Annotated in this window: 20 protein-coding genes; 15 read left to right on the top strand and 5 right to left on the bottom strand. The window is 69.2% G+C overall.

Annotated features, from left to right (window positions below; translation table 11 throughout):
- Genes AW274_RS18505 through AW274_RS18490 form a run of 4 tightly spaced genes read left to right on the top strand, consistent with a single transcriptional unit; the run spans nt 1 to nt 9270 of the window.
- Nucleotides 1–1044 carry a glycoside hydrolase family 15 protein gene (locus AW274_RS18505; RefSeq protein WP_198169275.1) on the top strand — a complete coding sequence of 348 codons (1044 nt, stop codon included), beginning with the start codon at nt 1–3 and terminating at the stop codon, nt 1042–1044.
- On the top strand, nt 1041–3185 hold the full coding sequence (locus AW274_RS18500) for a glycoside hydrolase family 31 protein (RefSeq protein ID WP_062433629.1): 2145 nt from the start codon (nt 1041–1043) through the stop codon (nt 3183–3185). Before AW274_RS18505 ends, AW274_RS18500 begins: the two co-directional genes overlap by 4 nt.
- Nucleotides 3182–6445: a TIM-barrel domain-containing protein gene (locus tag AW274_RS18495; RefSeq protein WP_063813428.1), complete on the top strand. Its 3264-nt coding sequence runs from the start codon at nt 3182–3184 to the stop codon at nt 6443–6445. Before AW274_RS18500 ends, AW274_RS18495 begins: the two co-directional genes overlap by 4 nt.
- On the top strand, nt 6442–9270 hold the full coding sequence (locus AW274_RS18490; RefSeq protein WP_062433626.1) for a TIM-barrel domain-containing protein: 2829 nt from the start codon (nt 6442–6444) through the stop codon (nt 9268–9270). The genes AW274_RS18495 and AW274_RS18490 overlap by 4 nt, the downstream gene beginning before the upstream one ends.
- Nucleotides 9271–9391: 121 nt before the next feature.
- Here AW274_RS18490 and AW274_RS40365 read toward each other — a convergent pair whose 3' ends face one another.
- Nucleotides 9392–9961 carry a hypothetical protein gene (locus AW274_RS40365; protein WP_157520400.1) on the bottom strand — a complete coding sequence of 190 codons (570 nt, stop codon included), beginning with the start codon at nt 9959–9961 and terminating at the stop codon, nt 9392–9394.
- 135 nt (nt 9962–10096) lie between these two features.
- Here AW274_RS40365 and AW274_RS18485 point away from each other — a divergent pair, with 135 nt between their 5' ends.
- The 7 genes from AW274_RS18485 (at nt 10097) to AW274_RS18455 (ending at nt 15196) form a co-directional block, all read left to right on the top strand.
- On the top strand, nt 10097–10579 hold the full coding sequence (locus AW274_RS18485) for a trypsin-like serine peptidase (protein WP_062433623.1): 483 nt from the start codon (nt 10097–10099) through the stop codon (nt 10577–10579).
- Complete coding sequence (locus tag AW274_RS18480) at nt 10576–10881, top strand: hypothetical protein (RefSeq protein ID WP_062433619.1); 306 nt, start codon at nt 10576–10578, stop codon at nt 10879–10881. Before AW274_RS18485 ends, AW274_RS18480 begins: the two co-directional genes overlap by 4 nt.
- Nucleotides 10882–11516: 635 nt before the next feature.
- Complete coding sequence (locus AW274_RS18475; RefSeq protein ID WP_062433615.1) at nt 11517–12062, top strand: fascin domain-containing protein; 546 nt, start codon at nt 11517–11519, stop codon at nt 12060–12062.
- Entirely contained in the window at nt 12041–12730 is a 690-nt protein-coding gene (locus tag AW274_RS18470; RefSeq protein ID WP_198169274.1) for a hemerythrin domain-containing protein, read from the top strand. The genes AW274_RS18475 and AW274_RS18470 overlap by 22 nt, the downstream gene beginning before the upstream one ends.
- A 23-nt stretch (nt 12731–12753) precedes the next feature.
- Nucleotides 12754–13209, top strand: a complete 456-nt coding sequence (locus AW274_RS18465; protein ID WP_232320173.1) for a QcrA and Rieske domain-containing protein — start codon at nt 12754–12756, stop codon at nt 13207–13209.
- A 135-nt stretch (nt 13210–13344) separates the two neighbouring features.
- Nucleotides 13345–14295 carry an RNA polymerase sigma factor gene (locus tag AW274_RS18460; RefSeq protein ID WP_062433608.1) on the top strand — a complete coding sequence of 317 codons (951 nt, stop codon included), beginning with the start codon at nt 13345–13347 and terminating at the stop codon, nt 14293–14295.
- A gap of 76 nt (nt 14296–14371) precedes the next feature.
- Complete coding sequence (locus AW274_RS18455) at nt 14372–15196, top strand: GNAT family N-acetyltransferase (RefSeq protein WP_062433605.1); 825 nt, start codon at nt 14372–14374, stop codon at nt 15194–15196.
- A gap of 226 nt (nt 15197–15422) precedes the next feature.
- Here the strand turns inward: AW274_RS18455 and AW274_RS18450 are convergent, their stop codons facing one another.
- The 3 genes from AW274_RS18450 to AW274_RS18440 all read right to left on the bottom strand — a co-directional run bounded on the left by AW274_RS18450 (nt 15423) and on the right by AW274_RS18440 (nt 16570).
- Nucleotides 15423–15842 carry an SUKH-3 domain-containing protein gene (locus AW274_RS18450; RefSeq protein ID WP_198169273.1) on the bottom strand — a complete coding sequence of 140 codons (420 nt, stop codon included), beginning with the start codon at nt 15840–15842 and terminating at the stop codon, nt 15423–15425.
- Nucleotides 15843–16091: 249 nt separating this feature from the next.
- Nucleotides 16092–16379: a hypothetical protein gene (locus tag AW274_RS18445; RefSeq protein WP_062433602.1), complete on the bottom strand. Its 288-nt coding sequence runs from the start codon at nt 16377–16379 to the stop codon at nt 16092–16094.
- Nucleotides 16376–16570 carry a hypothetical protein gene (locus AW274_RS18440; protein WP_062433600.1) on the bottom strand — a complete coding sequence of 65 codons (195 nt, stop codon included), beginning with the start codon at nt 16568–16570 and terminating at the stop codon, nt 16376–16378. Before AW274_RS18440 ends, AW274_RS18445 begins: the two co-directional genes overlap by 4 nt.
- A gap of 4 nt (nt 16571–16574) precedes the next feature.
- Between AW274_RS18440 and AW274_RS18435 the strand changes: the two genes are divergently transcribed.
- Nucleotides 16575–17384, top strand: a complete 810-nt coding sequence (locus AW274_RS18435; protein WP_157520397.1) for a serine/threonine-protein kinase — start codon at nt 16575–16577, stop codon at nt 17382–17384.
- Between the two features lie 632 nt (nt 17385–18016).
- Here AW274_RS18435 and AW274_RS18430 read toward each other — a convergent pair.
- The gene (locus tag AW274_RS18430) at nt 18017–18517 is read right to left on the bottom strand and encodes a VOC family protein (RefSeq protein ID WP_198169272.1); all 501 of its coding nucleotides are present in this window, start codon (nt 18515–18517) and stop codon (nt 18017–18019) included.
- Nucleotides 18518–18629: 112 nt separating this feature from the next.
- Between AW274_RS18430 and AW274_RS18425 the strand changes: the two genes are divergently transcribed.
- The 3 genes from AW274_RS18425 (at nt 18630) to AW274_RS18415 (ending at nt 23379) form a co-directional block, all read left to right on the top strand.
- Nucleotides 18630–19451, top strand: coding sequence for a helix-turn-helix transcriptional regulator (locus tag AW274_RS18425; protein WP_062434657.1), 822 nt, complete (start codon nt 18630–18632; stop codon nt 19449–19451).
- A gap of 538 nt (nt 19452–19989) precedes the next feature.
- The gene (locus AW274_RS18420) at nt 19990–20664 is read left to right on the top strand and encodes an SRPBCC family protein (RefSeq protein WP_198169271.1); all 675 of its coding nucleotides are present in this window, start codon (nt 19990–19992) and stop codon (nt 20662–20664) included.
- 51 nt (nt 20665–20715) lie between these two features.
- Nucleotides 20716–23379, top strand: coding sequence for an AAA family ATPase (locus tag AW274_RS18415; protein ID WP_062433583.1), 2664 nt, complete (start codon nt 20716–20718; stop codon nt 23377–23379).
- Nucleotides 23380–23393: the final 14 nt, after the last annotated feature.

Raw genomic sequence — 23393 nt, 5'->3', positions numbered from 1 at the left:
ATGTCTCGCAGCGTCCGGGTGATCCGCGAGAATCAGTCGCCCTCGGGGGCCTATCCCGCCTGCCCGACCTTCTCCGCCTACGCGGGCTACGCGTGGCTGCGCGACGGCGCGTTCATCGCCGAAGGCATGTCCCGCGCGGGCGAGAAGGACTCGGTCGGCGCCTTCCACGAGTGGTGCGCGCGGGTGGTCCTCGCGCGCGCCGCGCACATCGACGACCTGATCGCCCGGCGCCACGACGCGACCCTCTCACCCGGCGAGATGCTGCCGACCCGGTTCACCCTCGACGGCGCCGACGGCTCCGACGAGTGGTGGGACCACCAGCTCGACGGCTACGGCACCTGGTTGTGGCAGCTGGCCGAGCACGCCCGCCGCCACTCCGCCGACGTCCCGATGGAGGCCGTCCGGCTGACCTCCCGCTACCTGGCGGCGTTCTGGGACAGCCCGTGTTACGACTGGTGGGAGGAGCACGTCGACCAGCGCCACGTGGCCACGCTCGGCGCGATCCACGCCGGGCTGCGCGCCGCCGTCTCGCTCGGCGTCGCCGACCCGGAGGTCAAGGAGGCGATCGGCGGCATCGAGGAGCTGATCGCCGCCGAGGGCGTCGCGGACAAGGGCCACCTGCGCAAGTGGCTGGGCTCCGACGAGGTCGACGCCAGCCTGCTGGCGTGCGTCGCCCCCTTCGGCGTGTACGCCCCCGACCACCCGGTGGCCGTCGCGACCGTCGCCGAGGTCGAGCGGCAGCTCGCCCACGAGGGCGGGGTGCACCGCTACCGCGCCGACACCTTCTACGGCGGCGGCCGGTGGGTGCTGCTGGCCGGCTTCCTCGGCCTGAACCACGCCGCCGCCGGCCGCCCAGAGGAGGCCCGGCGCTACCTCGACTGGATGGCCGCCCAGGCCCGTCCGACCGGCGACCTGCCCGAGCAGGTCTCCGACGTGCTGCTCTTCCCCGACCGGGAGGAGGAGTGGATCCGGCGCTGGGGCCCGGTCGCCACTCCCCTGCTGTGGTCACACGGGATGTACCTGATGCTGGAGGCCGAACTGTGATCCGTCATCGTCCCCACGGCTCCGGCCACCCCTACGCCGAATCGGAGGACCAGCGGGTGCCCGTGCTGCCGCTCGACGGTGAGCCGGTCGAGCTGCGGGTCCGGTCGTCGGCCGCCGAGGTGGTCTGCGAGTGGAACGGCGCCGACCTGCCCATGACGCCCCTCTACGGCACCGAGGGGCCGGTCGTCACCGACGGCGGGCATCTGGCCGCCGCCCAGGCCAAGGCGGCCCGCGCCGCCAGCGGGTCGTGGACGGTGACGACGGGGCCGCTGGCGTTCGGGACCCGCTACCGCTACCGGTTCCGGGCGCCGGGGCGGACCAGCCGGTGGTTCGAGGTGTCGGCGGCGCGGTGGACGCCCGGGAAGGTCCGCGTCGCCGGGGCCGACCGGGTCGTGCCGGGGTCGGTCGAGCAGCTGGCCGACGCCGACGGGGCGCGCCGGGTCAGGTTCGCGGTGCGGCTCGCGCCGGGCGACCACCTGGTCGGGTTCGGGGAGCGGTTCAACGCCGTCGACCAGCGGGGCAACGATCTCGACGCGGTCGTGTTCGAGCAGTACAAGGGGCAGGGGGCGGCGAACCGGACGTACCTGCCGATGCCCTTCGCCTTCGTCGTCGGCGACGAGCCGTGGGGGTTCCACGTCCGCACGTCGCGGCGCACCTGGTACTCCACCGAGGGTGACCTGCTGACCGTCGAGGCGGAGGTCGCGGGCGACGACCTGGAGGTCGTCTTCTACGACGGGCCGCCCGCCGACGTGCTGGCGGCCTTCCTCGGCGAGGTCGGCCACCCGACCGAGTTGCCCTCGTGGGTGTTCCGGCTCTGGGCCAGCGGCAACGAGTGGAACACCCAGGCCCGGGTCATGCACGAGATGGACCGGCACCGCGAGCACGACATCCCGGTCGGCGCGCTGGTCATCGAGGCGTGGAGCGACGAGACGACGTTCACGGCGTTCCGGGGGGCGGTCTACGAGCCGTCGGAGGAACCGCACACGCTGAGCGACTACGCCTTCCCCGCCGACGGGCCGTGGCCCGACCCGAAGGGCATGATCGACGAGCTGCACGCCCGCGACGTCAAGGTGCTGCTCTGGCAGATCCCGCTGCAGAAGATGCGCCCGCACCCCCGTCACCAGGCGGCCGTGGACGCCCGGCAGCTGGCCGAGAAGGGCTACGGCGTCCGGGAGGCCGACGGCAGGCCGTACCGGAACCGGGGCTGGTGGTTCCCGCTGGCGCTGATGCCCGACCTGTCGTCGCAGGAGGTCCGTGACTGGTGGACGGCCAAGCGCGCCTACCTGGTCTCCGAGCTGGGCGTCGACGGCTTCAAGACCGACGGCGGCGAGCACGCCTGGGGCCACGACCTGCGCTACGCCGACGGCCGCCGGGGCGACGACGGGAACAGCCTGTTCCCCGTCCACTACGCGCGGGCCTTCGGCGACCTGCTGCGGGCGCACGGGAAGGCCCCGGTCACCTTCAGCCGGGCCGGCTTCACCGGCTCGCAGCCGCACGGCGTGTTCTGGGCCGGTGACGAGGACTCGACGTGGACGGCGTTCGCGTCGTCGATCCGCGCCGGCATCACCGCCTCGGCGTGCGGGATCGTCTACTGGGGCTGGGACCTGGCCGGGTTCTCCGGCGACCTGCCGACCGCCGAGCTCTACCTGCGCGCGGCCGGGACCTCGGCGTTCATGCCGATCATGCAGTACCACTCGGAGTTCAACCACCACCGCACGCCGATCCGCGACCGCACGCCCTGGAACATCGCCGAACAGACCGGCGACGCCACGGTCATCCCGGTCTTCCGGCGGTTCGCGCAGCTCAGGGAGCGCCTGGTGCCCTACCTGGCCGAGCAGGCGGCGGTGGCGGCCCGCGGCGGCAAGCCGCTCATGCGGGGTCTGTTCTTCGACCACATGGAACACGAGTTGTGGTCGTACCCCCTGCAGTTCAAGCTGGGCGACGCGCTGCTCGTCGTCCCCGTCACCACGCCCGGCGCCACCGAGATCGCCGCCTACCTGCCTCCGGGCGAGTGGGTGGACGTGTGGACCGGCGCGGTGCTCACCGGTGGGCGGGAGGTCGTCCTTCCCGCGCCCATCGAGCGTCCTCCGGTGCTCTGCGCCTCGGAGCACTGGCCGCGTTTGAAAGGAATGTTCGCATGACCCGGTTACGCTCGGGCGTCACCGTCGTGGTCCTCGCCCTGCTGGCCACGATGTTGCATGCCCTTCCCGCGGCCGCCCTCAGCGGCGTGCACCACAACCCGACCGGCATCGACGACCTCTACTCCACCGAGCCGACCGAACGTGCTCCCCGTGACCCGATGGCCGGGGAGGCCGTCACCCTCAAGGCCACGACCTGGCCGATCGAGCCGGGTCAGACCGTCTGGATCACCTGGACGAAGAACGGCGTCGCGCAGACCCCGATCGGCGCCGCCTGGGACTACAACCAGGGGAACAACACCTACTGGCGCATCGCGATGGGCTCGTTCGTGCGGGGCGACTCCATCTCCTACACCGTCAACGCCGACGTCAACGGCACGGGCCAGCGCAGCGTGGGGCCGTTCACGTTCAAGGTGACGTCGTGGTCGACGGTCACGAACGTGACGTCGTACGTGAACAACGGCACCAGCGTCGACGTGACGACCGGCGACTCGGCCGGGTCGTTCACGCCGAAGATCCGGTTCGCGTTCCCGGCCCTCGACCGGTTCCGCACCCAGATCGCGCCCTCCGGGAGCGGCCTGAACATCAGCGGCGTGTCGGGCTACACGGTCGTCAACTCGGCCTCGACGTTGCAGATCACGACGTCGTCGCTGGTGCTGAAGATCCAGAAGACGCCCTACCGGCTGTCGGTCTACAAGGGCGACGGCACCACCCTGATCACGCGCCAGTACGACCCGTCGGTGTTCCGCAACATCGGCTGGGCCAGCGACGGCGTCTCGACGATCACGAAGATCGAGGACCACTTCCTCTCGCCGGCGGGCGAGCGCTTCGAGGGCTTCGGCGAACGCTACGACCGCCTCGACCAGCGCGGCACCGACGTGCACAACTTCGTCTACAACCAGTACCGCGACCAGGGGTCGTGGCGGCGCACCTACCTGTCGACGCCGTTCTTCCTGAACTCCGCCGGGTACGGCGTCTACCTGCCCTCGACCCGCTACTCCGTCTTCAACCTGAACACCCACCTGACCGACCTGGCCGGATTCACCGTCGACACGAACGGCGCGCTGAACTCGACGCTCGACTACCACTTCTTCGCGGGCACCCCGGCGGAGATCGTCGACGACTACACCGCGGTGACCGGCCGGCCGCAACTGCCACCCAAGTGGGCGTTCGGGCTCTGGATGTCGGCCAACGAGTGGAACACCCAGTCGGAGGTGACGGCCGAGCTCGCGAACCCGACCACGCACAACATCCCGCACTCGGCGATCGTGCTGGAGCAGTGGAGCGACGAGGCGACCTTCTACGTGTGGCACGGCGCGACGTACACGGCGAAACCCGGCAGCGGGAAACTCGCCCTCAGCGATCTGACGTTCCCGGCCGGGACCGCGTGGAGCGACCCGAAGGCGATGGTCGACGACGCCCACGCCAAGGGCATCAAGGTCATCCTCTGGCAGATTCCGGTGTTCAAGGAGAACTTCGACACCAACCCGCCGACCGCGCCGCAGCAGCACGTGAACGACAAGGCCTACGCCCAGGCGCAGGGCTACGTCGCGTCACAGCCGGGCGGGGTCTACCGGGTGCCGACGGGCCAGTGGTTCGGCGACAGCATGGTGCCCGACTTCACCTCGGCCGCCGCGCGCAACTGGTGGATGAGCAAACGCGACTACCTGATGGACGACGTCGGGATCGACGGCTTCAAGACCGACGGCTCCGAGGCGATCTTCGGCCGGAACGTGTCGTTCGCCGACGGCCGCAAGGGCGACGAGATGCACAACGCCTACCCGAACTCCTACCTGTCGGCGTACAACACCTATGTCAAGGGCAAGAAGCCCGACGGCACGATCTTCAGCCGGGCGGGCACGGCGGGCGCGCAGTCGACGTCGATCTTCTGGGCCGGCGACCAGAACTCCTCGTTCCCCGCCTTCCAGGAGGCCGTGCGGGCGCAGTTGTCGGCCGGGCAGTCGGGCGTGCCCTACACCGCGTGGGACCTGGCCGGGTTCACCGGCGACTTCCCGAGCGCGGAGCTCTACCTGCGCTCGGCGGCGCAGGCGGTGTTCTCGCCGGTCATGCAGTATCACTCGGAGAAGGCCAACCCCGGCGTCTCGGAGGCGCGCACGCCGTGGAACGTGCAGGCGCGCACCGGGAACACGAACGTGATCCCGTACTTCCGGAAGTTCGCGAACGTGCGGATGAACCTGATCCCCTACCTCTACACCGAGGCCAAGTCGTCGTCGACGACCGGTGTGCCGATGATGCGGGCGATGAGCTTCGCGTTCCCCGGCGATTCGACGGCCGCCGCGCTCGACCAGCAGTACATGTTCGGGCCGCAGCTCCTCGTGGCGCCGATCACCACGGCTGGGGCCACGTCGAAGAACGTCTACCTGCCGTCGGGTGAGTGGTACGACCTGTGGAACGGCGGCCGGTTCACCGGCCCCGGCACCAAGACCTACACCGCCGGGCTCGACACGATCCCCGTATACGCCAAGGCCGGGGCGATCATCCCGCTGAACCTGAACGCGTCCTACCAACTGGGCGGGAACATCTCGAACAGCGTCTCCTCGTACGCCAACCTCGTCTTCCGCATCTATCCGTCGGGCACCTCGTCGTACTCCTACTTCGAGGACTCGGCGGGCCTGAACCGGACCGTCACCTCGACCGAGAACTGGCCCGCGCACACGGTCGGCGTCTCGGTGCCCGCCCTGACCACGACCAGCACGCTCCAGGTCGCCTCGACCCAGCCGTCGTCGGTGACCGGCGCGACCGCGCGGGCCTCGCTCGCCGCGTTGCAGTCGGCGTCGGAGGGCTGGTGGTGGGACCCGGTGCAGCAGCTCACCTACGTGAAACTGGCCGCCAGCGGGTCGGCGCGGTCGGTCACCCTGAACGGGGTCGACAAGGCCGCCTACGAGGCCGAGTTCGGCGCCGGCGTCGGCGTGTCGACCAACACCGACCACCCCGGCTACACCGGCACCGGTTTCGTCGACGGCTTCGCCTCCTCCGGCGACTCGGTGACCTTCCAGGTCAGGGCCGACGCGACCGGCAGCCACCAGCTAAAGTTCCGCTACTCGACGACGGTCGCCTCGACGCGGACCGTCTACGTGGACGGGGTCTCCGTCGGCACGCTCAACCTGCCGGCGCTGGCGAACTGGGACACGTGGGGCACCGCGACGCTGACGACCAGCCTCACCGCCGGGGCACGGTCGATCAAGATCGAGTACGCGTCGAACGGCATCAACCTGGACAACCTGGTGGTGGCGCGGCCATGAAACGATTTCTCGTGGTTTTCGCGGTGCTGGCGAGCAGCTTCCTGGTCGCCCTGCCCGCCCAGGCCGCCGTGCAGCGGGTGCAGTTCACCAGCGGGTCGACGTACCTGATCGCCGAGTTCCTCGACGACGACCTCGTCCACTTCGAACTGGCCCAGGGCACCAGCCCCGGGACGGGTTCGCCGATCTTCACGACGCCGCAGGTGGCGAAGACCGACTACACCGGGCCGACGTCGTTCAGCCAGGTCGGGAACGTCATCACGACGGCGGCCATGAAGGTGGAGGTCACCGCCGGGACGCTCTGCGTGAAGGTCTCCGACCCCACCCGGCTGCTCTACGAGGCCTGCCCGCGCAACCTGTCGCAGGCGTGGAAGGGGCTCTCGGTGACCAAGAGCTCGGTCCAGCACGCCTACGGGCTCGGCCAGCAGTTCTTCACCGGCGGCAGCGCCGACGGCGACTGGGTCGGCCGGACCCGCTCCCCCGGCGGCACCTACGGCAACGCCATGGTCTGGGACCCCGACAACGGCCCCGTGGGGAACACCCAGATCCCGGTGCTGTTCGCGGTGGGGGCGTCCAACCTGAACTACGGCCTGTTCCTCGACCAGGTCTACAAGCAGGAGTGGAACCTGGGCGGCGACCCGTGGACCATCGACACGTGGGGCGACCAGCTCCGCTGGTACACGATGACCGGCCCCGACCTGCCCGACCTGCGCAAGGACTACCTGGAGCTGACCGGCCGCCCGCCGGTGCCGCCGAAGAAGGCGTTCGGCCTGTGGGTGTCGGAGTTCGGCTACGACAACTGGACCGAGATCGACAACCGGCTGGCCGGGCTGCGCACCGCGAAGTTCCCCGTGGACGGGTTCGTGCTCGACCTGCCGTGGTTCGGCGGCGTGACGGCCGGGTCGGACAACACGCTGATGGGCTCGCTGACGTGGGACACGGGCGACTTCCCGTCCCCGTCGACGAAGATCGCCGACTACGCCACGAACCAGGGCGTGGGGCTGATGACGATCGAGGAGTCGTACATCGGCAGGAACCGGACCGAACACGCCGACATGGCCTCACGCGGGTATCTGGTGCGGGCGGGCTGTTCGTCGTGCGCGCCGACCTACCTGACGACCAACGACTGGTGGGGCCGCGGCGGCATGATCGACTGGACGCAGAACGCGGCCGGCGACTACTGGCACGGCCTGAAGCGGCAGGCCCTCAGCGACCAGGGCATCCTGGGCCACTGGCTCGACCTGGGCGAACCCGAAATGTACGACGCCGCCGACTGGACCTCCGGGGTGCTGCCCGGCAAACACGCGCACGCCGACTACCACAACGTCTACAACCTGAAGTGGGCCGAGAGCATCGCCCGCAACTACGCGGCCGGCACGAAGCGGCCGTTCATGCTCGCCCGGTCGGGCGCGGGCGGCATGCAGCGCCACGGCGTGGCGATGTGGTCGGCCGACATCGGCTCGAAGCTGACCGCGCTGGCGCAGCAGCAGAACGCCCAGATGCACATGTCGATGTCCGGCATCGACTACTACGGCTCCGACATCGGCGGCTTCCGCCGCGAGATGCTCGACTCGGACCTCGACGAGCTCTACACGCAGTGGTTCGCCAACGGGGCCTGGTTCGACGTGCCGCTCCGGCCGCACACCGAGAACCTGTGCAACTGCGCGGCGACCTCACCCGACTCGATCGGCGACGAGGCCAGCAACCTGGGGAACCTGCGGCGGCGGTATGAACTGACGCCGTACTACTACTCGCTGGCGCACCGGGCCTACCTGACCGGCGAGCCGGTCGTGCCGCCGCTCGTCTACCAGTACCAGAACGATCCCGCCGTCCGGGAGATGGGCCACCAGAAGCTGATCGGCAAGGACCTGCTGGTGGGGGTCGTGGCCGGGGCCGGTGAACGGTCGCGGAACATGTACCTGCCGGCGGGGACCTGGTACGACTACGCGACCGGGGAGAAGCTCGTCTCCACCGGGCAGTGGTTCAACGACCGGCCGCTGTGGGTGAACGGCGAGTTCCGGTTGCCGACGTTCGCTCGGGCCGGGGCGATCATTCCGAAGATGTTCGTGGACGACAAGACCATGAACGTCCTCGGGAAACGCACCGACGCCTCCACCCGGAACGAGCTGATCGCCCGGGTCTACGCCTCCTCCACGGCGAGTTCCTTCACCCTCTACGAGGATGACGGGGCGTCCACGGGCTACAAGACGGGGTCGGTGCGGACGACCGCGCTGAGCCAGTCCCTCAGCGGGTCGGTCGCCACGGTGACGGTCGCGGCGTCGTCCGGGACGTACACCGGGGCGCCGGCGTCGCGGTCGAACGTGGTGGAACTGGTGGCGGACACGCAGGCCGGCGCGGTGACACTGAACGGGTCCGCGCTGACGCAGCACGCGTCCAAGACCGCTTTCGACGCGGCTTCCAGCGGGTGGTACAACGCGGGCGGCGGCGTGATCGTGGCCAAGTCGGCGTCCGTGGCCGTCGGGACGGCGAAGACCTTCGCGTTCACCATCGGGCAGACGCCGTCGTCGATGACGTTCAGCTGCGCCAACGGGACGACCACCGCCGGGCAGTCGGTCTACGCGGTCGGCAACGTCCCGCAGCTCGGGGGGTGGTCGGTGGCGAGCGCGGTCAAACTGTCGCCGACCTCCTATCCGACGTGGACGGGGACCATCGCGAAGCTGCCGCCCGGCGCTTCGGTCGAGTGGAAGTGCGTGAAACGGCAGGAGGCCGGGTTCCCGAACACGGCCGACGCGTGGGAGCCGGGCGGGAACACGGTGTTCACGGCGCCGGCGAGCGGATCGGGAGGCACGACCTCAGGCTCGTTCTGACGCTTCCGGCGACAGCGCCTTTCCCTTGTGGAAGGGCGCTGTTTCCATTTCGGACTCATCTATAGGTCAGCGGCTCACGCTGGGCGCCACGACGCTGATCCTCGGCGATGTTCGTCCAAGGTCACTCCGCGGCAAGATGGGGCGGGATCGGCCAGCCTGCACACTTTGCGATCAGCCTGGCGATGCGCACCCGCTTGGGATAGTTGGATCGAATCGCAGCGAGCCTATGGCCGAACTCGACTACAACATCACTGCGAGGATTTTTGAAGCTTTTCACATCTTGCTCGATCCATACATCCTCCACACCTTCCATCGTGGTTTTTATTCCCGAGTAAACTGGACTGGTGAAGCCTCCACCCGCATGAAGGAGAGAGTCGCAGGATTTCCAAAAGTTTTTTATGTCCGCGTTTACCCGCCATTCACGCTCACGAGGTGACAGCACTTCCGACGCCACCGTAAGGGCGACATGGACAGCCGTCACCTGGAAATACAAGGGCTTCACATCGTCATCGATCACCTCGATTCCGCTATACCAACCTTCAACGCTTCGGATGACGTCGGAAGGGATTTTTCCTGGCGACGACTTGCCGGAATCAATGATTGCATCGATCTCCGGGACAAGCGGACACGACGCCATGTCGATAACCGGTCTCATCCGAGCGAGAGAAAGAAGGCCGATAAATGTGATCATTTCCAACTACATCAATCCTCTCCCAACATCACCCGCCATGGAGTATTACCCGTCTGAGACTCACCATGGCCATAACCAATGCTACTTGGCCCGGCCGGCGTCATCGCTGGCATCGCCCCTCCGGGCGGGAACGGCGTGACGACCTTCGCCGACGTGGAATATCCGATCAACGTCGGCAAGATCTTCATCCACCGCGAGGCGACCGATGAGTGGTTCTACTGCTCAGGCATGGTCGTCACCAGCCAATACAAGAACGTCGTCGCCACCGCGGGGCACTGCATCATCGACCCCGAGACGGGCGAGGTCTGGGAGAACTGGGCGTTCATCCCCGGCTACAACGACGGCATGCTCCAATGGCCGTACGGCGCCTGGTCACCCTTCGTCGGCTGGGTGTTCGAGGACTGGGCGGTATTCGAGGACCCCGACTCCGACTACGGCTTCGTGAACGTGTCCAAGCTCGACAGCCAGACCGGCGAGCCATCCGGCCAGCGCATCGGCGACTTCGTCGGCGGCAACGGCTTGGCCTGGAACCAGTCCAGCGGCTTGAGCGGGTACGTTTTCGGCTACCCCACCACGCCCATCCCGACGGCGACAAGCCGTACAGCGGATGGACGATGAAATGGTGCTACGGGACGATCGCCTACCTCCCGCCCTACCAGAACGCCAACGAACACGTCGGATGGGGTCCCTACAACGGACAGCTCTGCTCGTTCACCCCGGGAGCGGACGGGTCGCCTTTCCTGTGGGCCTACGATTCCGACGGAGACGAGCCGATCTCCCGGGTGGGCAACCTGAACTCGGTAATCAGTCAGGTCCGAGACACCGACGGGAACAACCGCTACGACACCTGGAGCGGCCCTTACTTCGACGGTTACGTCAAGCAGCTGTACGACTTGGCAAACGCACGCTGGAGCCCGTGACTTTCGATGTTCGTGCTGCGATGCGAGTGAGGGTGTTCCGGCCACAGCAATAAGGCCGGTCCACCCTCGCGGCGATTGACCGCTCCATTACGAGGCGTATGACGACTCTTCGTCTCCGCCGTGCCATCACGAGCAGGATGGTCAGGGAGTTCACGGATTCGTCCGAGACGGACACGGGAGCGGACACGCAGGCCAGTGCGGTGACGCTGAACGGGTCGTCGCCGACGCGGCATTCACCATCAGGCAGGCGCCCGCCCCACGACGTTCAGCTGCGCCAACGGGACGGCGGTCGCGGGGCAGTCGGTGTTCGTGCGGTGGGGAACGTGCCGCACGGCACGGCTCGAACTGTCGCCGACCCACATCCAACGTGGACGGGGACCATCGCCAAGCTGCCGTCCGGCGCTTCCGTCCAGTGGAAGGGCGTGAAACGGCAGCAGGCCGGGTTCCCTAGCGCGGCCGACGCGTGGGAGCAGCGCGGGCGGATCGGAGGCACGACCTCAGGCTCGTTCTGACGCTCCCGCTGTGTCGTCTCCGGAAAAATCGGTCCAGAGAAATCGAACTTCCGGCCTCACCCACCGCATCTTGCTTCCCGGGCCGCGGCATCCCGCCGCCGGCCACCCGGAGAAAGCAGGAACATGAAGACCAGAAAGCTCCCCCTGGCACTCGCGACGGCGGCGGCGCTCGTGCTGATCCCGGCGCCTCCGGCGGCCGCGAGGGGCCTGCCGGAGAGTGGGTGTACGCCCGTTTTCATCCAGTCCACGGCCAACCGCCGCGTGGTCAGCGCCGAGGTCGACTACCCGGGAGGCAAGTCGGGCATGCTCCGCGCCCGCGCGACCTCCTCCGGCGGCGCGTGGGAGCGGTTCGAGGTGTGCCGGGGCAAGAGCCACGACACCATCTACTCGCCCAGCGCCAAGCGCTACGTCACCGCCGAGGTCACCTACGCCGACGCCGAGAAGGGCATGCTCCGGGCACGCGCCACCAAGGTGGGCGAATGGGAGAGGTTCGACGTCGCGTGCGCGGCCGACGGCGTCAACTGCACCATCAAGTCGCTCGCGAACGACAGGTACGTGTCCGCCGAGCTGAACTACTCGGGCGAGGGTTACGCCATGCTCCGGGCCCGCGCGACCTTCGTCGACAAGTACGAGAGGTTCCAGATCCTGTGCCTGACCTTCTGCGCCTAGCCATGGGCGCCGACGTGCGTGACATGTTCATGGTGCACACGATGATGCACCGGGAGTTCCAGCTCCTCCCCCAGCTGGTCCGGGACGTGGCGGAGGGCGACACCAAGCGCGCCGCCGTCGTCGCGCGACATGCCGAACTCCTCTGCCTCGTCCTGCATCTGCACCACGAGGGCGAGGACGTCATCCTGTGGCCGCTCCTCCTCGAGCGCGGCGGCGACCAGGCCCTGGCCATCGTGCCGACGATGGAGGAGCAGCACCACGGGATCGAGGCCGCCCTCGAACTGGTCACCATGCTGCTGCCGGGATGGAAGGCCACGACCCGGAACGGCGAGGCCCTCGCCGGGGCGTTCGACGTGCTGTTCGACCGGCTGCTGGAGCACATGACCACGGAGGAGAACAAGATCCTGCCGCTCGCGGAGAAGCTCGTCACCGCCGCCGAGTGGGCCAAACTCGGTGAGCACGGCCTGTCGAAGAGCCCCAAGAAGGACCTGCCGCTCGTCCTCGGCATGACCATGTACGAGGGCGACCCCGAAGTGGTCGGAGAAGTGCTCTCCCACGCCCCGCTCATGGCCCGGCTGATCATGCCGCTGGTCGCCCCTCGCCTGTACGCCTCGCACGCCAGACGCGTCCACGGCACCGCCACCCCCGCCCGCGTCGGCCGGCGCTGATGAACAGTGAACGCACTTGCGCCGTGACCGAGGATCAGCGGGGCCTGGCCGACGCCGGTGACGCCTCGCGCCGGGCCGTCCTCCTCGGCGTGGGCGGCGCCGGCCTGATCACCGTCGTGGCGGCCTGCGGTGGACACGCCGGCCACACCACCGTCGCCGCCACTCCCGCCGGCCCCTCGGCCGGCGCGAAGCCCGGCGACGTGCTCGCGAAGACCTCCGACATCCCCGTCGAGGGCGGCACGGTCTTCCCCGACCAGAAGGTCGTCGTCGTGCAGCCCGCCAAGGGCGAGTTCCGGGCCTTCAGCGCCGTCTGCACCCACCAGGGATGCACGATCGCCGACGTCTCGTCCGGAATGATCAACTGCCCCTGCCACGGCAGCATGTTCTGGCTCGACGGCAAGGTCATGGGCGGCCCCGCCACCAAGCCCCTGCCGGAGGTGAAGATCAAGGTCGACGGCGACACCATCACCCTCGCCTGAACCCGCATCGGGGCACTCCCCACGAGGGGGGTGGAGTGCCCCGAGTGCGTACTTTTACCCACAGGACGCCGCTGACCTGCGTGAATGACCGTCAGACGGCAAACGCAGTCACATGGTGTCAATAGCCTGTAAAGCATGCAGAACGCCTCACTCACCGCGACCGACCTCGTCCGCGAGGCCCAATCCGGCGACGTGCACGCACTCGGCCGGGTGCTGGCCATGCACCAGGCGGACATGCGGGCGGTGGCGTTCGGCATCCTCGGCCACTGTCCCGACGCCGAGGACGCCGTCCAGGAAGCCCTCTTGATCGTGTTGCGCCGGATCGGCGATCTCCGCGACCCGGCCGCCCTGAAGCCGTGGTTGCGGGCGATCGTGCGCACGGCCTGCCTGACGCAGCTGCGCGCCACGAGGCCCGTCCCCGTCGAGGAGATCGAGCCCCTGCTCCTGGCCCGCCTTGATCGCGATCCCGAGGGGCTGCTGAACCACTACGTCCATCGCGACTGGGTGTGGCACGCCCTGGACGAACTGTCGCCGCGCCTGCGCCTGGTGACGCTGCTGCGCCACTTCACCGACGTCACCTCCTACGAGGACATCGCCCAGGTGTGCGGCATCCCCGTCGGCACCGTGCGCAGCAGACTCAGCCAGGCGCGGGCCAAGTTGTCGGAGGCGCTGCTGGCCACGGCCGGCCTGCCCCACGACGACATGACGGCGCCGATCCGGCGATGCCGCCGCCAGGCCGAGGAGACGATGCGGGCCGCCCGCGACGGCTCGTTCGGGCAGGCGCTGACCGACCTCTGCCTCCCGGACGTCGAGGTCACCATGATGAAGGGCACGGTCACGCGGGGCGTCGACTACCTACTTGGGGCGATGAACCGCGACCTGGCGGCCGGCGTGCGGCAACGCAACGCCGGCGTCGTGATCGGCCGTGACGTGGTCATCTGGGAGAACCAGCTGCTCAGCCCGCCCGACGACCCCTTCCACTGCCCGCCCACCGTCGTCTGGGTGAACCACCTGGTGGACGGCAGGGTCCGCAAGATGCGGTTGTTCCATCCGCTCCCCCGCCGGGAAGCTCCGCGACCCGAGTAGCCCGGAAATCGAACTTTCCACGCCGGTCGCCGCGTCTTGCCCACGTCACCGGAACACATCAACGGGGAAGATCAACGTGCACCTTGACCAGACCGCCCTCGCCGAAGGCATCGAGGCGGAGTTCATGTACCGATACCAGTCGGGCGCGCCACTGTCGGCGCGCACCGAACTCGGCATCACCACTACCCGCATCGCCGGAGGCGTCGCCCTGTCGATGCGCGACGACCCGACGGACTTCTGGAGCAAAGCCCTCGGCTTCGGCTTCGAGGAGCCCGTCACCGCCGAACTCGTCGACCGGATCCTCGACTTCTACCGGGGCGAGGGCAGCCCCGGCGCGACCCTGCAGATCGCCCCGTCCGTCCTGCCGCCGGACTGGGACGACATCCGCACCGAGCACCAGCTGCGGGAGGGCGGCCGGATCGTGAAACTGTGGTGCCCGATCGACGACTTCACCCCCGGCACGACCGACCTGCGCGTCGGCCCCGTGACTTCCGAAGACGCCCGGGAGTGGGCCTCCGTCGTGCTCGGCGGCTTCGGCATGCCGGAGAAGGGCATCGCGGAGATGCTGACGGCCGGAGTGGACGACCCGGACACCCGCCCCTTCGCGGCCTGGGACGGCGACCGCATGGTCGCCGGCGCGAACCTCTTCATCCACGGCGAGCTCGGCTCCCTCAACAGCGGCTCGACCCTCCCCGAGTACCGCAACCGCGGAGCCCAGTCGGCCCTGATCGCGATCCGCGCGGAAGCGGCCGCGAAGGCGGGCTGCCGCTGGCTCGTCGCCGAAACCGGCCAACCGGCGACCGGCGAGGTCAACCCGTCGCTCAACAACATGATCAGAGCGGGCCTGCGACCGCTCTACACCCGGCAGAACTGGCTCTGGCGCTCCGACGCCCCTTCTTGATCGGTCGGCGGGGCTCCCTAACACGGCTGACGCTTGGGAGCCGGGCAGGAACACGGTGTGCGCGGTGGATCGGGAGGGACGACCTCGCGATCGTGCTGACGATCCTGCCGGTTGCAGCGCTCTCACCTCTGGTGAGGGCGCTGTATCTATTGCGCTGTCTTATTGGGGCCACCCCCGCCTTGCTCGGCCGGCACGACATCCCCGCACGAGGACGCCTCGCGTTTCATCAAGGGCAGAGCCATTCCGGCGCTACGCCCAGCACGAGATGCTCTATTCCGGTATCCCCTGCCCCGAACCTGGCCAGCCGATCGGCCACCAAGTAGATCGCGCCCGCCTCGTCGATGCCGAGAAAGAACCTGCCCCTGTCGAGCTCACCGATAGGAAAGAGTGACTTTCCTATCACCTCTCCCCATTCGGAAAAACGGTCATCCTCTCCTAATCCGAGAAGTGGATCGAATTCGAACGGCTCTCGGGCGCGCGAAATTCCTGCGCCGCCGTATTCCACGGACAGTCCGCCGAACTCCCCCAGGAACCTCTCTGCGGCCTCGTGCATCACGAAGCCGTCGCCTTCCAGGAGGTGACGCCAGGTCGACGTATCCACATGTCGGCCTGGTTCCCATCCGGCACCCCGCAGGATGCGCTCCACCTCAGCGTGCAACGAGTCCACTCCTAGTCGGTTGCCACGGACCCATTACAGCTGCGACATCCTTTTCTTTGATCGAGAGGCTCGACCAGTTCACCTTGACCGCTTGGAGATCAGCACGGCCGCGTACTCCGCGACCTCCGGCCACGTTCTCAGCGGCGCACGCAAGCCGGAGCGCCTCAATACCTCCTCGCCGGCTGACCCTCATGATGAGCACGCACGCCCCTCATATCCGGCCATGTGCTCCCGTAGTCACCTGGATTCGACATGACCGCCTTTGACGACGAGCGGGGTGAGCAGCTCGTTCACCTCGACATCCGAGAGATAGGCGCCGTAGGGCAACTCTCTCCATGCGGCAGCTCGCCGTACATTCACGAACGGGACGTCGAATACGCCGACGAGATATCTGGTCAGCGTGAACTCGGAGAAGTTGCCGCCCAGTTCGCGCCGCAGCCATCGAATGACATCTACCGGTTCGGCGCCCGCTCGGGCCATCCCAGCGAGGTGCTCTCTGATCTCGGCCTCATCGAGCACCATCATCGGAGCGGGGGTAGCTCGTTGTACGTCTCGTCGGACGATCCGGGCCAGTGGTCACGTGTGATGCTGATGTAGACCCTGCCGTAGGTGGTCTGCAACTTCCAGAGCAGGAACTGGTCCAGGTCGTACTCCGACAGGCGGCGCAGCAGGCCGTTCAGGGTGTCGAACTCTTCGTCAGAAAGAGAGCCGTTCATGCCGGTGACGGTAGCAACGCCGCCCCTGCCCGATGAGGCCCCCGACCACTACCTCTCCCGGCTGGGAACCGTCTTCGCCCACTTCGACCGGCAGGACTCCGGCAACGTCTCCTACGGCGTCGTCATCGACGGCGAACGCTGCTTCGTGAAGACCGCGGGCCACCCCGGCCACACCCCCTTCCTCGACCACGCCCAGCGCGTCGACCTGCTGCGAAACGCGGTCAGGCTCGCGCTGGCCTACCGGCACCCGGCGCTGCCGGCCCTGCACACGGTCGTCGAGTCGGCGCACGGCCCGATGCTCGTCTACGCCTGGGCCGACGGCGAGTTGGTCGGGGTCCCGCGCGAACACCGAGACGACCCCACCTCGGCCTTCCACCGGTTCCGGAGTCTGCCCGCCGAGCGCATCCTCGCCGTTTTGGACACCGTCTTCGACGTCCACGACCTGCTGGGCCGGGACGGCGAAGTGGCCGGGGACTTCTACGACGGTTGCCTCATCTACGACTTCACGACCCGCCACGTCTCCGTGATCGACCTGGACACCTACCGCCCGGGGCCCTACCGCAACGACATGGGCCGCATGTTCGGCTCGTCCCGTTTCATGGCCCCCGAGGAGTTCACCCTGGGCGCGCTCATCGACCAGCGCACCAGCGTCTTCACCATGGGCCGCACCGTCCGGGTCTTCCTCGGCGACCACCTCCCCGGGCCGCTGCAGGAGGTGGTCACGCGGGCCTGCCGCCCCGACCCCGCCGAACGCCACGCCTCGTTGCCCGAGTTCTGCGCCGCCTGGCGGGATGCCCGGTCTCAGCTCGGATAGGCGCGGTCCCACTCCTCCTGCTGGGCGGCGTCCAGAGGGAAGGTGTGCGCGAGATCAACTACGGTCTCGGTGCGCGGTCGAGGTCGGCCTTGGGCGATGTCGAGGATTAAGCACCCGCCGCGGCCGTCGCGGAGGAGAACCGTCGTCGAGCAGCGGGATTGAACCCATGGTCTCCCGGGCCGGACGGGCGGCCTGAGGCCGTGACCCTCATCGTCATCCCATCGGCATGGGTCAGCCTCGCGTCTCCGATTGCGGCGGCCGTGCGCGCCATCGCCTGGCTCGCCGAGAACCACCCGCGTCCTGACCGGACAGGACCGGCTGGCGAGCTGGGTGAACCTCTACGTGGATGGAGACGACATCCGCAAGCTGGACGGCGAGAAAACCCCTCTGCCGGCCGACCGGGAAGTAGTCGCCATCCCCGCCGCCAAGGCGCCCAGTCCTGCCCTCGCTCCTGGTGTCTCGACGAGCTGCGCGATCGAACCCTCCCTGCTCGACCGCCACCCGGTCACCAACACCGCCTTCACCCGGTGCGTCGAAGTCAGCGGCTATGAGACGGGGATCGACCAGGTCACCTCGGCATCACTTCTTGGCATGTGGCCCTGCCGGAGCTCAGCCGGCCCTTTCCCAGATGATCATTTCTGTTCGACGGAGCGCCCTTGGACCGCCTGGTCGGGCAGCTCGAACAGTTCCAGCTGGATCCCGTCGGGATCCCGCAGGTAGAGGATCTTCGTCCCGGCCAGCACCCCCGCCTCCACGCCCTCGCCGTCCTGCAGGACCACCGGGTCCGCGTTGACGTGCACACCTCGCTCCAGCAGGTCGCGGTGCGCCGCGTCGAGATCGTCGACCTCGAAGCAGAGGTGCATGACGCCGACGTCGCAGTTGCGGCCCGCGAAGGGCATCGGCCGTGGGCTGTCGTACTGGATGAGTTCGATGAGGACGTTGTCGCCGGCCAGCAGAAACGACGCCCGCATCGACGGGTTCTCGACTTCCACGACCGCGCCGAGCGCCGGGTTCGCGGCCGCGATCGTGACGCCGTTCGGCGCGATGCCGAGGACGTCCTCGTACCACCTCACGGATCGCGCGAGATCACTGACCGGCACCCCGATGTGGTTCATCCTGGTCACTTTGCTCATGATCCGACCATGCATGGACGAGCCGCACGGGTGGAAGGTACGGGTTTTCCGCGTATCGCCGGTACCACCCAGCCTGTGGTAGGTGGGTGAACGATGATGGAGCATGTCGTCCATGAACGAACTCGGCGCCGTTCTCCGGGCGTGGCGGGACCGCATGGACCCGGCCGCGGTCGATCTCGCGAACGCCTCACCGCGCCGGGTAGCCGGTTTGCGGCGCGGCGAACTGGCGGCGTTGGCCGGCATCTCCGTCGAATACGTGGCGCGCCTGGAACAGGGGCGGGCGGCGACGCCGTCGGCGCAGGTCTGCGCCTCCTTGGCCCGCGCGTTGAGGCTCTCCGACGACGAAGAGGCGCACCTGATGCGCTTGGCCGGCCTGGCCGCGAACCCGGGCCGGATCCCGGGCCTCATCCCAGGCAGTCTGCACCGTGTCATCGACCAGCTCGATGACACGCCACTGGCCGTCTATGACGCCGCGTGGCGTCTCCTGCACTGGAACCGGTTGTTCGCGGCGACCTTCGGAGATCCTGGCGACGCGCATGCCGACGACCGCAACGCGATGATCACCCAGTTCGAGTCTCGCAACCCTCGGGTCCGGCAGACCGACAGCGAGCGCGCGTACTTCGAGCAGTCTTTGGTGGCCGACCTGCGCGCGACCAGCGCCCGCTATCCGGATGACCCCGACGTGGCGGCGCTGATCTCCCGGCTGGCCGGGAACGACCGCTTCCGCCGCTTGTGGGCGCTGGGGGACGTGGCCGTCCATGAGAGTGCCCACAAGACCGCCGTCCATCCCGACGTGGGCGCGATCCCCCTGGACACCTCGGTCCTGACCACCCAGACCACCGACCTCCGCCTCGTCGTCCTGACGCCCCGACCGGGCACGGACGCCCGCGAAAAGCTGGACCGGCTGACCGGGCGGGAACACACCGCGTCATAGCGGTCGGCGTTCCCTCACGACGACCATCCCGGCCGCACCATCTGGCTGGAAAACGACGACCAGCCTGCCCGGCGCGCCGACACCCGCCCGCCGAACGGTGAGTCCAGATGGGACAGAACCATCGGCATGCGCAGATCGGCGAATCTACGCAATTTTCACCGACGCGACGACACCAGCCGGCGCGGAATGGTGTCGCCCATGGAACGTCGCACCGCACCGACACCACCCGGCATCGCCGATGGCGATGGCGCGCAGCGCCTTGGGCGTCCACGCGGACACCGTTGAGGGTGTGCGGCTCCACGTCCACGACGACGAACCGGTGCAGGGGAATCACCGGCGGCCGGCAACGCGGCCCCGCGGGCACGCCGCTCTCAATATGCCGCCGCCGTCGGGCCGCGGAAGCACCTGCACTCCTGGCCTCGGCAGGAATGCCGTTCACTCCGCTCGCCGGCCGGCGAGCGGTGACATGACCGACAGAACAAGGATGGACATGCGCCTTTCCAACTCGACACGTCGGCCCGTCGCGAGGATCGCCGCGGTGGCCGTGGGACTCGCGGCTGCCGTCACCGGGTGCGGACCCGGTGACGGCGACGAGTCGCGTGCCAGGTCGAGTGCCGCCGCACCTGCCGTCGAGCCCTCGGCCGAGCCCTCCGCCGAGTCCCCGGTCAAGGCAGCACCGGGCAAGGGCGAGAAGTGCGATGGGATGGGCATCGACCTTGAGGCACCCGTCACGAGCTCCTCGGAAATCGTGATCAACGCGCCCCTGCGGCAGGTCTGGGAGACCCACATCGACGTGGAGGGATGGGCGGGCTGGCAGAAGGCGATCGCGACCATCGAGCGCCTCGACCCCGGGCCCCTGTCCGACACGTCGAAGTTCCGGTGGACGACGCCCGTCCCCGAGTCGAAGTTCTCCCCGGCGGACACCCTGTCGATCACGTCGAGCGTCAAGCGGCTGGAGCCGGGCGAGTGCGTGATCTGGGAGGGCCCGGCGATCGGTAAGGCGATCTCCATCGACAAGGGCGTCCACCTGTGGACGTTCACCGAGAAGGACGGCGTCACCCACGTGCACACCGAGGAATCCTGGGAGGCCGCCTTCCTGGACTCGCTGAAGGGGCCCGACTACGACGCCGTCGCCGCCATGCTCGGCGGTGGGCTGGACCTGTGGCTTCAGGACCTGAAGGCCAGGGTCGAGGGTTCGACGGCCGGGAACTGACAACGAACTCTTCCGCAGTGGAATCGCCCGGTTAGGGTACCCACTGTGCGCATGTTCGGCAGGCGTCACGAGACGCGACGCCTCGACGATCTGACCGGCGCGGCGAAAGAGGGAAACGGCGGTGCGCTGGTCCTGCGCGGTGAGGCGGGCATCGGCAAGAGCGCTCTGCTGCGGCACGTGGAGGAAGCGGCGACCGGGTTCCACGTGGTACGCGCGTCGGGGGCCGAGTTCGAGGCCGAGCTGCCGTTCGCCGCGCTGCACCAGTTGTGCCAGCCGGTGCTGCGTCACCTGCCCGAACTGCCCGCGCAGCACGGTCAGGCCGTCCGGGTCGCGTTCGGAATGGCGACGGGAACACCGGATGTGTTCCGGATCGGGCTGGCGGTGCTGGGGCTCCTGACGGCGGCGGCCCGGGAACGTCCGGTGTTGTGCGTCGTCGACGACGCGCAATGGCTGGACGCGGCCTCGACGGAGGCCCTGGCCTTCCTGGCCCGGCGCGTCTCCGTCGAACCGGTGGCCGTGGTGCTCGCGGTCCGGACGCCGGCCCCTTCGAACGGGCTCGACGTCCTGCCGGGGCTGACCGTCGAGGGGCTCGGCGACGCGGACGCGCGGGCCCTGCTCGCGGCGCAGCGCCACGAGACGCTCGACGAGCAGGTTCGTGACCGGCTCGTCGCCGAGGCCCGCGGAAACCCTCTCGCGCTGCTCGCCCTGCCGAGAGCCGGCGGGTTCGCCCTGCCGGAGAGCACGCCGGTGCCGTCCCGCGTCGAGCACGGCTACCACGCCGCGCTGGCCGCCCTGCCGGCGGAGGCGCGGCTCCTGCTCACGATCGCGGGCGCCGACCCGACCGGCGACCCCGGGTTGTTGTGGCCCGCCGCGAGCCGGGCCGGCATCTCCGCCGCGGCGGCGTCGGCCGCCACCGCCACAGGTCTGATCCAGTTCGGCACCCGGGTGCGCTTTCACCATCCGCTCGCGCGGATCGCGGCGTACGCGGGAGCCCAGCCCGCCGAACGGTTGCTCGCGCACCGTGTCCTCGCCGAGGTCACCGACCCGGCGGCCGACCCCGACCGGCGGGCCTGGCACCGCGCCCAGGCCGCCGCCGCGCCGGACGAGGACGTCGCCGCCGAACTGGCCCGGTCGGCGTCCCGCGCCCAGGGGCGGGGCGGCGTCGTCGCCGCGGCCGCGTTCCTCGACCGCGCCGCGGAACTGACGCTCGACCCCGCTCGGCGGATCAGGCGGACCCTCGCGGCGGCACGTGCGCACGTCGAGGCGGGCGCCGTCGAACGGGCCGTCGACCTGATCAGGACGTCCGAGCGGTGGGGCCTGGACGAGTTCCAGCAGGCGGAGGCCGACCTGTTACGCGGCCGGATGGCCTTCGCCCAGGTGGACGACGGCACCGGACCGGCGCACATGCTGCGGGCCGCGCGACGGCTCGCGCCGCTCGACCCCGTCCGCGCCCGTGAGTGCTGCCTGGCGGCGCTGGAGACGAGCCTGCTGGTCGGCCGCGCGACCGGGGTGCTGGAGATGGTCCTGGACGAGGTGACGTCCTTCCCCCCTCGCGACCCGAAGACCCCCGACGTGCTCGACGCGCTGACCGCGTTGCGGTCTGACGGGCACCGGGCGGCCGTGCCGCTGCTCCGGGAGGCGCTCGACGGCGCCGCGGGTCCGCTGTGGACCCGCCAGCCCGCGCTCGCGGTCATGCTCGCCGGTGAGTTGTGGGACCCGGACGTCCACATGCGGCTCGTGGATTGGCTGGCGGCGAACGGCCGGGAGTCGGGGACACCGCTCGTGCTACGGCTCGGCCTCGGCCAGACCGCCGCCGCCGCGGTGCTGGCGGGCGACCTCGACCGGGCGATGGCCGCGATCGCGGAGGAGGAGGCCATCGCCGACGCGACCGGCGGGCCGCCGACCGTCTATCACCGATTACAGCTGGCCGCGATGCGCGGACACCGTGCGGAGGCGGCCCCGCTGTTCGCCGAGGCCGCCGCGTTGGCGTCCAGCTCGGGACACCTGGTCGCCAACGTCCACTGGGCGAGCGCCGTCCTGCACAACGGGCTCGCCGACTACCCGAAGGCGCTCGCCGCCGCCCGGCTGGCGACCGCCGGCGGAGACCTCTTCCTCGGCGGGTTCTCCCTGCCGGAACTGGTGGAGGGAGCCGTCCGATGCGGTGAACGCGAGACCGCCGTCACCGGCCTCGCGTTGCTGACCGAACGCACGCGGGCCAGCGGGACCCCGACCGGCCTGGGGATCGCAGCCTACGCACGCGGTCTGGTGACCGGGCTGGAGGACGACTACCGGGAGGCGATCGAGCTCCTCGCGAAGAGCCCGCTGCTCCCGTACCGGGCCAGAGCGCACCTGCTGTACGGGGAATGGTTGCGACGCGCCGGCCGCAGGCAGGACTGCCGGCCACACCTGCGCACGGCGCACGAACTCCTGTCCACCGCGGGGCTCGAGGCGTTCGCCCGCCGCGCCGCCGACGAGCTGCGCGCCACGGGCGAGACCGCGCGCAGCCGCTCCGGCCACGCCCGCGACCAGCTCACCATGCAGGAACTGCACATCGCCCGGCTGGTCGCCGAGGGCGCCACCTCGAAAGAAGCCGCCGCCCGCCTGTTCATCAGCCCGCGTACCGTCGACGCCCACCTGCGCAACGTCTTCCGGAAGCTGGGGATCACCTCCCGCAGGCAGCTCAGGGAACTGCCAGGACTGCGGCCGACCGCGTAGGCACGCCGAGCGCG

It is taken from the genome of Herbidospora daliensis (assembly GCF_001570585.1).
In the GTDB taxonomy this organism is placed as follows: Bacteria; Actinomycetota; Actinomycetes; order Streptosporangiales; family Streptosporangiaceae; genus Herbidospora; species Herbidospora daliensis.
This window is presented reverse-complemented; position numbering and strand designations above follow the sequence as displayed.